This is a genomic window from Streptomyces sp. JH34 (assembly GCF_029428875.1).
Lineage (GTDB): Bacteria > Actinomycetota > Actinomycetes > Streptomycetales > Streptomycetaceae > Streptomyces.
In genome coordinates, this window is sequence record NZ_JAJSOO010000001.1 from 1,441,671 (window position 1) to 1,455,974 (window position 14,304).

Sequence of the window (14,304 nt, forward strand, 5' to 3'; positions counted from 1 at the left end):
ACCATGTACACCTCGCAACCCGTACGCCCCGCGGACATACGTGACGTCACCGTCGTCGTGCGCGTCAGCGACCACGCGGCGTCGATCGACGCCTGCTTCGAGTCACTGCTGGCCCAGTCGATCGGTGTGGACCGCCTGGACGTGGTGGCGGTCGACGACGGCTCCACCGACGACGGGCCGTCACTGCTCTCCCGCATCGCGAGCAGGCATCCGGCTCTCGTGCGCACGGGCCGACAGCCCATCGGGGTACGGCCCGCCGCCGCGCGCAACTGGGCCCTGAGCCAGGCGACCGGACGCTACGTCATCTTCGTCGAGGGCTCCGACCGCCTCGTCCCCGACGCGCTGGAGCGCATGGTGACGGCGGCCGACAAGCACGAGACGGATGTGGTGCTGGGCAAGCCGGAGAGCCTCGCGGGAAGCTCCGCTCCCCCGGCTCTGTACCGCCGGAGCCGGGCTTACACCGATCTCTACGAATCCCGCGCCTACTGGTCCCTGTCGGCGGACAAGCTCTTCCGGACCGATCTGCTCCGTCGGCGCGCCCTGGAGTTCCCGCTCGACTCCATGGCAGGGGGCGACGACATGGCGTTCACCGCCGCGGCGTTGGTGTCGGCCGACGGCATCTCCGTGGTCGCCGACAGCCCTTGCCTGGTCAGGGGACCCGCCGGAGGGGCCACGCGCACCCCGATGGAGTGGGTGGACCTCGCCGACTACATGATGCGGCTGGTCAGTTCGCTGCTGCCTGCCGGCAGCCGGCGGGACCATCTTCTCTCCCGGCACCTGGAGGTCGAACTCGGAACCGCCACAGGAGCGCCGCTCGCCCGGCTCACGAGCCGGGACGAGCGTGAACGGGTCTCCTGGGCGGCCAGGGACATCCTGAACACCCACCTGACCCCGGGAGCCCTCGGACTCCTCCCGAGGCCTCTGGCGGTTCGTCTCGCCCTGCTGTCGGCAGGCCGATTCGCCGAGATGCACGAGATGATCGCCTACGAGACGGACAAGGAACGGCCCGCGCCCCGTAAGACCGTGGAGGGCGGCCGGGTCTTCACCACGCTTCCGTTCTTCAGGGACCCCGGGACCGGGCTGCCCGACGAGCTCTTCGACATCACCGACCGCATGACCGTCGGCCAGCAACTGTCCGGCGTCCGGTGGACCGGCTCGATCCTTCAACTTGACGGGTACGCGTTCTTCGAGCAGCTCTCCACCCGGGACCGGGCGACCAAGGTGGTGCTGCGCGAGCGTCTCAGCGGGGCCGAGGAACGCTTCTCCGTGACGGCCAGGCGTGACGAGAAGCTGGTGAACTCCAAGGGGAAGCCGCGGGCGATGGGCCGCTACTCCGCGCGCGTCAACCTGCGGCAGACCTCCAGCGGCTGGCCGGTCGCGCCAGGGATCTGGGACGTCTACCTCTCGGTGAGCTTCGAGGGGATCACCAAGGAGGTCCGGGTCGGCCGCGAACGTGCCCAGGACGTCGACCTCACCGCTCGGGCGCCGGTGCGCATCGCTCCGTCGCCCAGGTCGGCACAGCACGAACTGGCGGCCACGCTCTTCTGCACCGAGGCCGGGGACCTCTCGATCGAGATGGCGGAGCGGCTCCCCCTGCCGACGGGGGACGGAGCGGTGTTCACCGAAGCCTCCCGGTGACACCCGCCGAGGCGACTCCCGGCAGGGCGCGCGGGCGGGCCGAGGACGTCCTGGGGCCCGACGACCCCGCGGACGGGCTTTCAGCCGGCGATGCTCCACGGCCCGAAGGCGAGCCCTTCCTGGTGCGGGTCCTGCCTGGCCACGAGGAGGGCGCCGGCCTTGTCGAGGGCGGCGACCACGATGCGTCCGGCGCCGTCCACGGTCACCTGGGGCGATTCGGCGCCCGGCCCCTCGACGCGCGCCCACCACATGCCGTAGCTCTCGTTCTCGGTGACGTAGGCGGTGACCTCGACGGTGCCTTCCACGCCAGTCTGGGCGAGCACGGTGCAGTCGTACCCACCGACGAGCGCTCGGGTCACGCTGGGCGCTCCGGAGCCGCCCGCCCCTCCGAGCGACATCAGCCCTGCCGTGGTTCCCTGCTGCCGACGCCATGCCACGAGCGAGCCGTCGACCGGGTACCGCCAGAAGTACGTGGCCCTCTTCGGTCCGGTCTCGTAGGCGGTGACGGTACCGGCCACGATCGGGCTGCCGACGCGGTCGGCGCACTCGAACCGGCCGTTGGACGTGCCGACCCAGTAGTCGGCTCCGTCCGGGCCTCCGGCGAGTATCTCCAGCGGGCCGCCCTCGGTCATGACCACCCCCGGCTCGGACGCGTACGCGCGGTCCGTGACCGGCTTCCATCCGCCCCAGTTGCCCTCGGGCTTGCGGCTGCGCCGGAAGATCCCGCCGTGTCTCATGGACACCAGCACGTGCACCGACCCGATGGCGGGGTTGACGGCGATCAGAGGCCCGTGGAGCAACGTGTCGTCCGGTGCGCCTCCCCGGGCCGCCGGGAGTCCGAGATCGTGCCAGCCGGACAGTGCCAGACCGGTCTGGAACTGTGTGGCCACGGCGACCCGTTCCGGTCGCCCCGCGTCGCCCTGAAGGGCCGCGAAGTGCACGTACCCCTCCCTGCTGCGCGCCATCGCGACGCGACCCGCCCAGGCGGGGACGTCGATCTGCTCGGGCCCGGCCCAACTCCCCTCACCCCGGAGGGGTTCGGTCCATCGCACGAGTCCCTCGGGGGTCGTCCCGTACGCCGTCATCCGGCCGTCGCGCCCGGTGAAGAGCCATCGGCCCCGGGCCGCCGTCACCGGTCCGGTCGTACCGCCACGGGAGCCCACCCGGCCCCGGGAGTCGGCGGCCCGGCCACCACTCCTGCCACGGTTCACGGCCCGTCCTGCCTTTCCACTGCCGCAGGGTTTCTCAGTCGCCCTCGGACCAGAAGCTTGTCACACGCTTCACTCTGTCTTCACTTTGCAACAAAGAACCCCACACCTTGTATCACTCGAACTCCTGTCTATTATTCACTGAATCCTGCTGTTGACAGGTGGGCTGGTACCCCTCTGCCGCCCGGTCCCTCTCGCGCGCGACCGCGCGTCTCACGGAAGAACCAGACGAGCCCATGACTGACCAGTCCACCGGCACCACTTCACACGGGTCCGACAGCACGCGCTCCCGACGGGCCGCCAAGCCGCGCAAGCGCCGCGGCCTCAAGATCACCCTCGCGGTGCTCCTCGTGCTGCTGCTCGCGGGCGGCGGTGCCGCGTACTGGATGTACCAGGACCTCGACGGCAACATCCAGGGCGTCGACATCAACAAGGCGCTCGGTGAGGACCGTCCCGAGAAGCTCCCCACCACCGGTCAGAACCTGCTCGTCCTCGGCTCCGACTCGCGCGCCGGGGCGGAGAACCAGGAGCTGGGCGGGGGCGGTGCGGTCAGCGGGGCGCGCTCCGACACCGCGCTGGTGGTGCACATACCCGAGGGCCGCACCGAGGCAGTCGCCGTATCCATCCCGCGCGACACCCTGGTGACCCGGCCCGAGTGCACCAAGTCGGACGGTTCGACGATGGCGTCCGCCGAGCGCGTCATGTTCAACTCCGTGTACTCCCAGGTCGGTCCGGCCTGTGTGGTGAAGACGGTGGAGAAGATGTCCGGGGTCCGGATCGACCACTACCTGGAGATCAACTTCGCCGGGTTCAAGGACCTCGTCGACGCGATCGGCGGCGTCACCGTCAAGGTCGACGAACCGATCAAGGACAAGGCCTCCGGCCTCGACCTGGCCGCCGGTACGCACAAGCTCGACGGCACCCAGTCCCTCGCCTACGTCCGCACCCGGCACGGCGTCGGGGACGGCAGCGACCTCGGCCGCATCGGGCTCCAGCAGCAGTTCCTGCTCGCGCTGCTGACCGAGATCAAGTCGCAGGACCTGCTGGGCAGTCCGACGACGACGTACAAGATCGCCAATTCGGCGACGAAGTCCCTGACGACCGACGAGGGGCTCGCCTCGCTCACCTCGCTCAGCGAGTTCGCCCGCTCGATGAACGGTGTCGATCCCTCCTCCATGGAGACGATCATGCTGCCGGTCGCCTATGACAAGCAGGACCCGAACCGTGTGGTGTCCGCGGAGCCGGAGGCCGGCGCCCTGTGGAAGGCGATCCGTACGGACGGCACGATCCCCGAGTCGGCGAAGAAGTCTCCGGCCACCGGAGGCTGACGACCGGCGTCCTGAGGGGATGGTGGACCTCTCAGGACCCTGGTGTGGAAGCGGCGCCGGGCAGCGGGGGCGATCTCGTCGCCGAGCCGGCCGCCGCCGCCCACGGCGCCCGGTCCTGCGTCGTCGTCACGGCCGACCGGGACTGCGGCAGCGGGCCGAGGCCCGGGCGGCCCGCTGCACGGGCCCTCGCACGGTGCGGCCGCTGCCGCCGGCCCCGAGGTGACCGAGGCGGCCGGTGCCGCCCTCACGCGGCGTCCGACGGGTGTCAGCGGCTCTTCGCCATACGGCTGTTGCGGCGCCCGTACGCGAAGTAGATGATCACGCCGATCACCATCCAGATACCGAACCTGAGCCAGGTCTCCGCCGGCAGGTTCAGCATCAGCCAGACCGAGGCCGCCACCGAGACGATCGGCAGCAGCGGCACCCACGGGGTGCGGAAGGCGCGGTGCAGCTCGGGGCGGGTGCGGCGCAGCACGATCACGCCGAGGGCGACGACCACGAACGCGAAGAGCGTACCGATGTTTACCAGGGTCGCGAGCTCGTTGATGCTCGTGAAGCCGGCGACGATCGCGATGATCGTGCCGAGCAGGATGGTGGGGCGGTACGGGGTCCTGAACCGCGGGTGCGTCTTGGAGAAGAACCGCGGCAGCAGTCCGTCGCGGCTCATCGCGAAGAACACCCGGGTCTGGCCGAGCAGCAGGATCATGCAGACCGTGGTGAGGCCGACCGCGGCGCCGAAGCTGATGACCCCCGCGTAGAAGGGGTGGCCGACGGCCTTGAACGCGTCGGCGAGCGGGGCGCTGACCGAGAGTTCCGAGTAGTTCTGCATGCCGGTGACCACGACGGAGACGGCGACGTAGAGCAGGGTGCAGATGACCAGTGAGGCCAGGATGCCTCGCGGCATGTCCCGCTGCGGGAGCTTGGTCTCCTCGGCCGCGGTGGCGACGACGTCGAAGCCGATGAAGGCGAAGAAGACGATGGACGCGGCGGTGAAGATGCCCATGACGCCGAAGTTGGTCGGTTCGTAGCCGAAGATCAGCTGGACCAGCGGGGCGTCAAGGCCCGAACCGCCCTCCTGCTTCTCGGCCTCGGGGATGAAGGGCGAGTAGTTGGACGCCTTGATGAAGAAGAGGCCGGCGATGATCACGATGAAGACGACGGCCAGTTTGACGGCGACGACGACCGTGGTCACCCGCGCGGAGAGCTTCATCCCGAGGACCAGGATGACGGTGAGGACCAGTACGAGGGCGAAGGCCAGGATGTCGAAGCCGAAGCCGCTCGCCACGTCGGGGCCGGAGAGTACCTCGGGCATCGTCCAGCCGATGTTGTCCATCAGCGAGCGCACGTAGCCTGACCAGCCGACCGCCACGACCGCGGTGCCCAGGGCGAATTCGAGCACCAGGTCCCAGCCGATGATCCAGGCGACCAGTTCGCCCAGCGAGGCGTACGAGAAGGTGTACGCCGATCCGGCCACCGGGACGGTGGAGGCGAATTCGGCGTAGCAGAGCGCGGCGAGCGCGCAGACGATGCCCGCCGCGACGAAGGCGAGGGCGGTGGCCGGGCCCGCCGTCTCCTTGGCGACCTTGCCCGTGAGGACGAAGATGCCGGTACCGATGATGACGCCCACTCCGAAGACCGTGAGGTCCAGCGCGGAGAGGGACTTCCTGAGCGCGTGCTCCGGCTCTTCCGTGTCGCGGATGGACTGTTCGACCGTCTTGGTCCGGAACAGCCCGTCTCCGCTGGGGGGCGTGTCCTGCTGCGTGCTCACCGGCGTACCTCCACGCACTCGTCGTGTACGCCATGATTCGGAACCGGCGGCCCCGGACCGACCGTGAACGCGTGGTGAGCGCGTATTTCACGCGAATGGGCCGGTCGGACCACCCGGGTGGGGTGGGCGACCGGCCCAGTGCCGTGCGTGCGGATCAGTCGCGGGCGGGCTCCACGACGCGGCTCTCGTACCTGCCGTCGAGCTTCGCGACCAGGCCGGTGACCTGGCGGGCGATGTCCGGTGCGGTCAGCCCGATCTCCGCCATGACCTCGCCGCGCGAGGCGTGGTCGAGGAAGACCGGCGGGATGCCGAAGTCGCGCAGCGGTACGTCGACACCGGCGTCGCGCAGTGCCTGGGCGACGGCGGAGCCGACACCGCCGGCCCTGCTGTTGTCCTCGACGGTGACGACGACCCGGTGCTCGGCGGCGAGCGGGGCGAGCGCCTCGTCCACGGGCTTGACCCAGCGCGGGTCGACCACGGTCGTGGAGATGCCCTGGGCGTCCAGCAGAGAGGCGATCTCCAGGCACATCGGGGCGAGGGCGCCGACGGAGACCAGGAGGACGTCGGGCTTGTCCGCGCCCGGCGAGCGGAGCACGTCCATGCCGCCCACCGTGCCGACCGCCTTGACGGCGGGGCCGACGGCGCCCTTGGAGAAGCGGACGACGGTGGGCGCGTCGTCGACGGCGACGGCCTCGCGCAGCTGGGCACGGACCTGGTCGGCGTCGCGCGGGGCGGCGATCCGGAGGGTCGGCACGCACTGCAGGATCGACATGTCCCACATGCCGTTGTGGGAGGCGCCGTCCGTGCCCGTGACGCCGGCCCGGTCCAGGACGAAGGTCACACCGCACTTGTGCAGGGCGACGTCCATCAGGACCTGGTCGAAGGCGCGGTTCAGGAAGGTGGCGTACACCGCGAAGACGGGGTGCAGGCCGCCGGTGGCCAGGCCCGCCGCGGAGACCGCGCCGTGCTGCTCGGCGATCCCCACGTCGTAGATGCGGTCCGGGAAGGCCTCCTCGAACTTGCCGAGGCCGACGGGCTGGAGCATGGCGGCCGTGATGGCCACGATGTCCTCGCGCTCGTGGCCGAGCTTGACCATCTCCTCGCCGAAGACCGACGTCCAGTCGAGTCCGGAGGTGGAGATCGGCAGACCGGTGTCCGGGTGGATCTTGCCGACCGCGTGGAAGCGGTCCGCCTCGTCCTCGAGGGCGGGGGTGTAACCGCGGCCCTTCTCGGTGAGGCAGTGCACGATGACGGGGCCGCCGAAGCGCTTGGCCCGCTGGAGCGCGGACTCCAGGGCCTCGATGTCGTGGCCGTCGATCGGGCCGACGTACTTCAGGCCGAGGTCCTCGAACATGCCCTGCGGGGCGATGAAGTCCTTGAGGCCCTTCTTGGCGCCGTGCAGGGTCTCGTACAGCGGCCGGCCGACGACCGGGGTGCGCTCCAGGAGGTCCTTGCCGCGGGCGAGGAACCGCTCGTACCCGTCGGTGGTCCGGAGGGTGGCGAGGTGGTTCGCGAGGCCGCCGATGGTCGGGGCGTAGGAGCGCTCGTTGTCGTTGACGACGATGACGAGGGGGCGGTCCTTGGCGGCGGCGATGTTGTTCAGCGCCTCCCAGGCCATACCGCCGGTGAGCGCGCCGTCACCGATGACGGCGACGACGTGGTCGTCCTTGCCCAGGACCTCGTTGGCCTTGGCGAGGCCGTCGGCCCAGCCGAGCACCGTCGAGGCGTGGGAGTTCTCGATGACGTCGTGCTCGGACTCCGCGCGGGAGGGGTATCCGGAGAGTCCGCCCTTGCTCTTGAGCTTCGAGAAGTCCTGCCGGCCGGTGAGCAGCTTGTGGACGTAGCTCTGGTGGCCGGTGTCGAAGAGGACCTTGTCCTGCGGGGACTCGAAGACGCGGTGCAGGGCGATGGTCAGCTCGACCACGCCCAGGTTCGGGCCGAGATGGCCACCGGTCTTGGACACCGCCTCGACGAGGAAGGTACGGATCTCCCCGGCGAGCTGGTCCAGCTGCTCGGAGTCGAGCCGGTCCAGGTCGCGCGGTCCCCTGATGCGGGTCAGCAGATCCACCCGTGCCTCCTTGCGTGTGAGCTGGTCGAGCGAGTCGATCCGATGAGTCTAATGTTCCGCCGGCGGCCCCGGTCATCGGGCGGCGCATTCAGCCGCACCGCGCCGGGGCGCGCCGGACGCGCAGGTGCCCGGCATCGCGGAGGATGCCGGGCACATGTGCGCAGGTACGACGGTCAGGCGCGGCCGGCGGTCTTCTGCGTCTTGCGGGTGATCGAGTCGATGACGACCGTGATGAGAAGAACAGCACCGGTGATCATGTAGTTGATCGGCGTGGCGATGCCTTCCAGCGCCAGGCCGTACTGGATCGAGACGATCACCATGACACCGAGCAGCGCGTTCCAGGTGCGTCCCCGGCCGCCGAAGAGGCTGGTGCCGCCGATGACGGCCGCGGCGATGACGTTCATCAGGAGGTCACCGGCTCCGGAGCCCTGGTTGGCCGCCGCGATCTTCGACGCCCAGAAGAGGCCGCCGATCGCCGCGAAGGTTCCGGCGATGGAGAAGACCGAGACACGGATCGCGGTGACGTTGATGCCGGCGCGGCGGGACGCCTCGACGCTGCCGCCGAGCGCGAAGATCTTCCGTCCGTAGGAGGTGCGGCGCAGGACGAAGTCCGTACCGACCAGGACGATCAGGAAGAGGACCAGGGCCAGCGGGAGGCCGCGGTACTGGTTGAACATGAACGCGGCGCCGAAGGCGAACACCGCGAGCGCGACGGTGCGCACCACGATGTCGACGAGCGGCCGCGCGGGGATGCCCGCGGCCTCACGGCGGCGGGTGTCCAGGAACGCGGAGAGGAAGTAACCGGCCACGGCGACGGCGGCGAGGCCGTAGGCGGCGGCCACGTCCGAGAAGTAGTACGTGGTCAGGTTGCCGACGACGCCGTCGCTGTCCAGGTTGATCGTGCCCGTGTCACCGAGCAGCTGGAGCATGAAGCCCAGCCAGAACAGCAGACCGGCGAGGGTCACGGCGAAGGCGGGGGCGCCTATCCGTGCGAAGAAGAAGCCGTGGATGGCTCCGATGACCGCACCGCTGAGGACGGCGACGAGTATGGCGAGCCACTCGTTCATGCCGTGCGTGACGCTGAGCACGGCGACGACCGCACCCGAGACACCGCTGACCGAGCCGACCGAGAGGTCGATCTCGCCGAGCAGCAGCACGAAGATGATGCCGACGGCCATCATGCCGGTGGCCACCATCGTCACGGCGATGTCGCTGACGTTCTTCGCCGAGAGGAACTCGGAGTTCAGGCTCTGGAAGACGACGCAGATGATGAGCAGGCCGATGACCACGGGGATCGAGCCGAGGTCACCGCCTCGCATCTTGCGCTTGAACTCGGTGATGTAGCCGCCGAGGCCCTGCTCGCGCACGAGGAGCCGGGGGTCGACCGCGGTGTCGGCGCCCTTGGCCGCCTCCGGGTTGACCACTGCGGTGGACGTCTTGTCGGTTGTCACTTCTGGGCCTCCGCGTTGCGCGCCGCACGACGGGTCACGGCGTTCTCCGTGGCACCCGTGATGGCGGAGATGATCTCTTCCTGCGAGGTGGTCTTCACGTCGAAGACCCCGTTGTTCCGGCCCAGCCGGAGTACGGCGACCTTGTCGGCGACGGCCTTCACATCGGCCATGTTGTGGCTGATGAGGATGACCGCGTGGCCTCGCTCGCGCAGCCGCTCGACGAGGTCGAGGACCTGCGCGGTCTGCTCGACGCCGAGGGCGGCGGTGGGCTCGTCGAGGATGACGAGCTTGGGCTCGCCCAGCATCGAACGGGCGATGGCGACCGTCTGGCGCTGACCGCCGGAGAGCGACGCGATCGGGATGCGGACGCTGGGGATGCGGATCGACAGCGTGCTGAGGAGCTCGCGGGAGCGCCGCTCCATCTCGACCTCGTCGAGGATTCCGAACTTGCGGAGCTCCCGTCCGAGGTAGAGGTTGCCGACGACGTCGATGTTGTCGCAGAGCGCGAGGTCCTGGTAGACGGTCGCGATCCCCAGGCTCTGGGCGTCGTGCGGCTTGTTGATCTGGACGGCCCGGCCGTCCCACTCGATGACACCGTCATCGATGGGATGCACTCCGGCGATCGTCTTGACCAGCGTTGATTTACCGGCTCCGTTGTCACCCACCAGGGCGACCACCTCACCGGCGTGGACCTCAAGCTCTACGTCGGTGAGCGCCTGGACGGCACCGAATCGCTTGGAGACCCCTCGCAACGCCAACACGGGCGTAGCGGACACGTGAACCATCTCCTTCGCCGCCTGACCCGGCGGGGATGCCGCGCCTGGGGGAAGGCGCGGTGGTCGAGCAGAAGAATTGTGGAAGATCCGAAGCGTTCCGTCCGGCGCCCCGCCCGGTAGCGGGACAGTTCGGTGGGCGGGGCGCCGGACAGGCTTCGGGGCCGCCCGGTGGGCCGTGGAGGGCCGGCCGGGCGGTTCGGGGCCTACTTCAGGCCCGCGGCGTCGCAGGCGGCCTTGTACTTGGCCGAGCAGATCTCGTCGAGCGTCCAGATGCCGTCCTTGAGGACGGTGTCCTTGATGTTGTCCTTGGTCAGCGAGACGACCGGGACGAGGACGGTGGCGATGCCCTTGGTGCCGGCGTTGTCGACCTTGGACGTGGCGATGGAGTCGAGCTTCTCGCCCTTGGCGAGCGCGACGGCCATCTCCGCGGCGACGATGCCCTCCTGCGGGTAGGGCTTGTAAACGCTCATGAACTGCTCACCGGTGACGATGCGCTGCACACCGGCGAGTTCGGCGTCCTGGCCCGTGACCGGCGGGAGCTTGGAGAGCCCGGCGGACTTGAGGGCCTGGATGATGCCGCCGGCCATGCCGTCGTTGGCGGAGTACACGCCGGCGATCTTGTCCTTGCCCAGAGCGGTGATCGCGCCCTCCATGTTGGAGTTGGCGTTCTCCGGCTTCCACTCCTTGGTGTCGTACTCCTTGCCGTAGGTCACCTTGCCGTCGAGGACCGACTTGGCGCCCTTCTTGAAGAGCGCGGCGTTCGGGTCCGTGATCGAGCCGTTCATCATGACGATGGTGGGCTTGGCGGCGCTGCCCAGGGCCTCCAGCAGGGCCTTGCCCTGCACGCGGCCGACCTCTTCGTTGTCGAAGGAGGTGTAGGCGTCGATCGGGCCCTCGGCGAGGCGGTCGAAGGCGACGACGGGGATGCCCGCGTCCTTGGCCTTCTTGACGCTGTTCTCGATGGCCTTGGCGTCGACGGCGTCGATGATGAGCGCGTCGACCTTGTTCGTGATCATGGTGTCGACCTGCTGCGCCTGCAGCGTGGCGTCCTGCTTGGCGTTGGCGTAGGTGACCTCCGCCTTGCCGCCGGTGAGCTCGCCGACCTTCTTCTCGATGATCGGCTTGTCGAACTTCTCGTAACGGGCCGTGACGTTCTCGGGGAGAAGCAGGCCGATCTTGAGAGCGTCACCCTTCTTCGCCGAGTCGGAGCTGGTCTTGTCGCCCGACTCCTTGGCGCTTCCGCAGGCTGCGAGCGAGACGGCCATGGTGGTGGCGGCAACGGCAACGGCGGCACGACGCATACGCGTGTTCATTTCGAACCTCCCTGACGAGGCCGCGACGTTGCGGCCGAGGTGGCTGGAAGTCAACTCGGCCGCAGGGGCGACGTCAAGGAGTAAATTCTTAACGAGATGACAACGGTGCCATTCGTTATCTAAGTGAAGGCAGGCGTCGCCGTGGAGAGGCCGTTCTCCAAAAGGGTCGAATCCCCCATCTCGCTGAGCACGAGAGCCAGCGCCCCCAGCACCTCGGCCCGCCCTCCGAGGGCCCCGGGGAGCACCGAGAGCTGCCGCGCGGCACTGGGAATGGCATAGCGCGAGACCGAGTCCCGGATCGGCGCCAGCACCAACTCCCCGGCCTCCGCGAGGGATCCGCCGAGCACGACCCGGCTCGGATTGAGCAGGTTGCACAGGTTCGCCACTCCGCTGCCGATGTGCCGGCCGACGTCCCCGATGACCCTGCGGCAGCCCGGATCGCCCTCCCGGGCCAGCTGGACCATCCGCTCCATGGTCAGATCGGACCCGTGGCTGGGCTTCAGCAGCGGCAGGACGTACCGGGCGGCGGTGAAGGTCTCCAGGCAGCCGCGGTTCCCGCAGCGGCACACGGGGCCCGACTCGTCGAGGGTGATGTGGCCGATCTCGCCGGCCGTGCCACCGGGCCCCCGGTAGATGTGCCCGTCGATCACCAGACCGGCGCCGACACCGCTGGCGACCTTGATGTACGCGAGGTCCTTGACGCCCCTGCCTCCGCCCCAGACCAGCTCACCGAGGGCTCCGAGATTGGCATCGTTGTCCACGTACACCGGCACCCCGAGGCGTCCGGCGAGCTCCTGGCTGGGATTGATGCCCGTCCAGCCCGGCAGGATCGAGGTGGAGCCCAGCGTGCCGGACTCGACGTCGATGGGGCCCGGCACACCGAGTCCGACGCCGATCACCTTCCCGGGGCTGATCCCGGTGGTCTCGATCAAGCGGTTGACCAGCTGTTCCGCCCGCCCGAAGCCCTGTGCCGACGAGGCGTCCACGTCGAGCGGCTCGGATTCCTCGGCCAGCACCTGGTGGGCCAGGTTCCCGATGGCCACCCGAAGGTGCGTATGTCCGAAATCAACCCCTATGACAATGCCCGCGTCCCCGCTCAGGGAGACGCTCCTGGCGCGGCGCCCACCGGCCGAGGTGGGGGTCACCTCGACCGTGCCGCCGTCCTTGAGTTCACGCACGATGTTGGAGACGGTGGCTGCGGAGAGGCCCGTGCTTCTGGCGATCTCGGCCTGGGTCAGCGACCCAGCCATCCTCACGGCACGTACGACCCGCTCAAGGTTGGCGCGATGCAGAGACGTCTGCGACCCCGGAGTCTCCATCGACTCACTCACTCCTGCCGTTTTCTCTAACATGTGAACCCTAAGCTGAGCGTTTTGGGGTGCCCCCCGTCAAGACCTTGAGCAGCGGGAGCCTCTGTCGAGCGCGACACTCCCCTTCTCGGCCGGAACGCGGCCGAAGCCCTGACGTCCGCCTGAAACTCTCGAACGAGTCCCTTACGCCGAGGTCGGCGGCACACGGCCCGACGACCCAGCAGGTCCTCGAAGTGTCCGGAATCAGCCGTTCCGCGTGCGTCGGGAAGGGCCGCCTCTCGCGGACGGACCTCGACGGTGGTGCCGCTGACGGCACCCCACGTCCACACCTTCACGTCAATCGATTTTTTCGAGACATCTTCGACGCCGTTCAGAGTTTTTACTTCCCCATGGGGCCCGCTTGGCACTTGAGTTGACCGGGCACACCGAGGCCCCAGAGCCTCGGCGTGCGGCGGCACGAGCGGGGCGAGCGTCGCGGGGGGCGTGTCATCCGGGCCGGAAACAGCCGGCCGCGCACCGTGCGTCTCTGCGCACTTCCTCCTCCCGGCCGCCTGCAAGGTCCCTCCCGGCGTGACTGAAGGAGCCCCCGTGGCCGACGAGATGGTGCGCAAGGCGCAGGAGTCCATGGGCGGGCTGCCGCCACGACGACCCGTTCACCCTGCCGACCGTGCCGACCCACTCTCGGAACACGGGCGGGGCGCCGGGGGCGGGCCCGGAGGAGACGCCGCTGAGTCCGGTGTGTACGAACGGTCCGGAACCGGAGATCTTCCAGATCCTCCGCCGGGAACAGGGCACCGACGCCGTGGCGGTGCGCGCCGGGCAGTGGACGGCACTCAGCCGGAGCATGGAGTCGCACGGCGCCATCGCCCCGCACGACTGGTAGGAGCCGTCGGATGCTGGTGATCGACTCCTCCGGCGACCTCCACCTCGGTCTCGTGTTCCTGCTGACACCGCTGGGCACCGGTCTGACGCTCTGGATGACGATCCGCGGTCTGCGGCTGCTGCTCGGGCGGCGCGGCGCGCGCGATGCGCACACCCTCGTCAGGGGCGCCGCAGCCGCCGCGTGGGCCTGCGCGTTCGGCTTCTACACCTGGGGGCTGCTCCATTTCGCGTCCCTGGACGAGAGCCGCCGGCCCCAGGTCTGCGAGGAGCGCCTGGGGGCCGAGCGGGCACGGTCCGTCGACGGATACGAATACGCCTTCCTCCCCATGGAGTTCAGGTGCCGCGTCACCGGCGGCGAGACGTACGGGGCCGCAGTGCCCGGCTATGTGAACCCCGCGGCGGGGCTCTTCGGCGCGACCGCCGCCGCGCTGGCCTGCGCCGCCCGCCCGAAGTACTGGCCCGAGGGGACGAGGAAGTGACCGTGCACCTGTCCCGTCGGAAGGCCGGTCCGTGCCCGGCAGGGCACGGACCGGCGCGTTACCGTGTGGTGTCGCGGACGTCG

Annotated in this window: 11 protein-coding genes and 1 pseudogene; 5 read left to right on the plus strand and 7 right to left on the minus strand. The window is 69.4% G+C overall.

Features of this window, described 5'->3' with window-relative positions:
- Nucleotides 1-3: 3 nt before the first annotated feature.
- A complete protein-coding gene (locus tag LWJ43_RS06445) occupies nucleotides 4-1,638 on the plus strand; it encodes a glycosyltransferase family 2 protein (RefSeq protein ID WP_277331320.1) in 1,635 nt (544 codons plus the stop codon).
- 80 nt (nucleotides 1,639-1,718) lie between these two features.
- On the opposite strand, the gene LWJ43_RS06450 is transcribed toward LWJ43_RS06445, so the two are convergent.
- A complete protein-coding gene (locus LWJ43_RS06450; RefSeq protein WP_277331321.1) occupies nucleotides 1,719-2,849 on the minus strand; it encodes a hypothetical protein in 1,131 nt (376 codons plus the stop codon).
- Nucleotides 2,850-3,082: 233 nt separating this feature from the next.
- Here LWJ43_RS06450 and LWJ43_RS06455 point away from each other — a divergent pair, with 233 nt between their 5' ends.
- A complete protein-coding gene (locus LWJ43_RS06455; RefSeq protein ID WP_277331322.1) occupies nucleotides 3,083-4,174 on the plus strand; it encodes an LCP family protein in 1,092 nt (363 codons plus the stop codon).
- A gap of 41 nt (nucleotides 4,175-4,215) precedes the next feature.
- Nucleotides 4,216-4,397, plus strand: a pseudogene (locus LWJ43_RS06460) (NTP pyrophosphohydrolase); the annotation flags it as partial.
- A gap of 42 nt (nucleotides 4,398-4,439) precedes the next feature.
- Here the strand turns inward: LWJ43_RS06460 and LWJ43_RS06465 are convergent.
- From LWJ43_RS06465 to LWJ43_RS06490, 6 genes are all read right to left on the minus strand, one after another.
- A complete protein-coding gene (locus LWJ43_RS06465; protein WP_277331323.1) occupies nucleotides 4,440-5,942 on the minus strand; it encodes an amino acid permease in 1,503 nt (500 codons plus the stop codon).
- 154 nt (nucleotides 5,943-6,096) lie between these two features.
- Nucleotides 6,097-8,010 carry a 1-deoxy-D-xylulose-5-phosphate synthase gene (dxs, locus tag LWJ43_RS06470; RefSeq protein WP_277331324.1) on the minus strand — a complete coding sequence of 638 codons (1,914 nt, stop codon included), beginning with the start codon at nucleotides 8,008-8,010 and terminating at the stop codon, nucleotides 6,097-6,099.
- 173 nt (nucleotides 8,011-8,183) lie between these two features.
- Nucleotides 8,184-9,461: a sugar ABC transporter permease gene (locus LWJ43_RS06475; RefSeq protein WP_277331325.1), complete on the minus strand. Its 1,278-nt coding sequence runs from the start codon at nucleotides 9,459-9,461 to the stop codon at nucleotides 8,184-8,186.
- Entirely contained in the window at nucleotides 9,458-10,246 is a 789-nt protein-coding gene (locus LWJ43_RS06480; protein WP_147959947.1) for an ATP-binding cassette domain-containing protein, read from the minus strand. The genes LWJ43_RS06475 and LWJ43_RS06480 overlap by 4 nt, the downstream gene beginning before the upstream one ends.
- Nucleotides 10,247-10,440: 194 nt before the next feature.
- Entirely contained in the window at nucleotides 10,441-11,550 is a 1,110-nt protein-coding gene (locus LWJ43_RS06485) for a sugar ABC transporter substrate-binding protein (RefSeq protein ID WP_277331326.1), read from the minus strand.
- Between the two features lie 119 nt (nucleotides 11,551-11,669).
- Nucleotides 11,670-12,869: an ROK family transcriptional regulator gene (locus tag LWJ43_RS06490; protein WP_277331327.1), complete on the minus strand. Its 1,200-nt coding sequence runs from the start codon at nucleotides 12,867-12,869 to the stop codon at nucleotides 11,670-11,672.
- Between the two features lie 658 nt (nucleotides 12,870-13,527).
- Here LWJ43_RS06490 and LWJ43_RS06495 point away from each other — a divergent pair.
- Together LWJ43_RS06495 and LWJ43_RS06500 are read left to right on the plus strand one after the other, a co-directional pair.
- Nucleotides 13,528-13,743 (plus strand): hypothetical protein, encoded by a 216-nt coding sequence (locus LWJ43_RS06495; protein ID WP_277331328.1) that lies wholly within the window; start codon nucleotides 13,528-13,530, stop codon nucleotides 13,741-13,743.
- 10 nt (nucleotides 13,744-13,753) lie between these two features.
- The gene (locus LWJ43_RS06500) at nucleotides 13,754-14,221 is read left to right on the plus strand and encodes a hypothetical protein (protein WP_277331329.1); all 468 of its coding nucleotides are present in this window, start codon (nucleotides 13,754-13,756) and stop codon (nucleotides 14,219-14,221) included.
- Nucleotides 14,222-14,304: the final 83 nt, after the last annotated feature.

What these genes read in the sequence shown, in the direction of transcription:
- LWJ43_RS06445 (WP_277331320.1), top strand. Translation starts at nt 4, where the DNA reads ATGTACACCTCGCAACCCGTACGCCCCGCGGACATACGTGACGTCACC.
- LWJ43_RS06455 (WP_277331322.1), top strand. Translation starts at nt 3,083, where the DNA reads ATGACTGACCAGTCCACCGGCACCACTTCACACGGGTCCGACAGCACG.
- LWJ43_RS06480 (WP_147959947.1), bottom strand. Translation starts at nt 10,246, where the DNA reads ATGGTTCACGTGTCCGCTACGCCCGTGTTGGCGTTGCGAGGGGTCTCC.
- LWJ43_RS06485 (WP_277331326.1), bottom strand. Translation starts at nt 11,550, where the DNA reads ATGAACACGCGTATGCGTCGTGCCGCCGTTGCCGTTGCCGCCACCACC.
- LWJ43_RS06490 (WP_277331327.1), bottom strand. Translation starts at nt 12,869, where the DNA reads ATGGAGACTCCGGGGTCGCAGACGTCTCTGCATCGCGCCAACCTTGAG.
- LWJ43_RS06500 (WP_277331329.1), top strand. Translation starts at nt 13,754, where the DNA reads ATGCTGGTGATCGACTCCTCCGGCGACCTCCACCTCGGTCTCGTGTTC.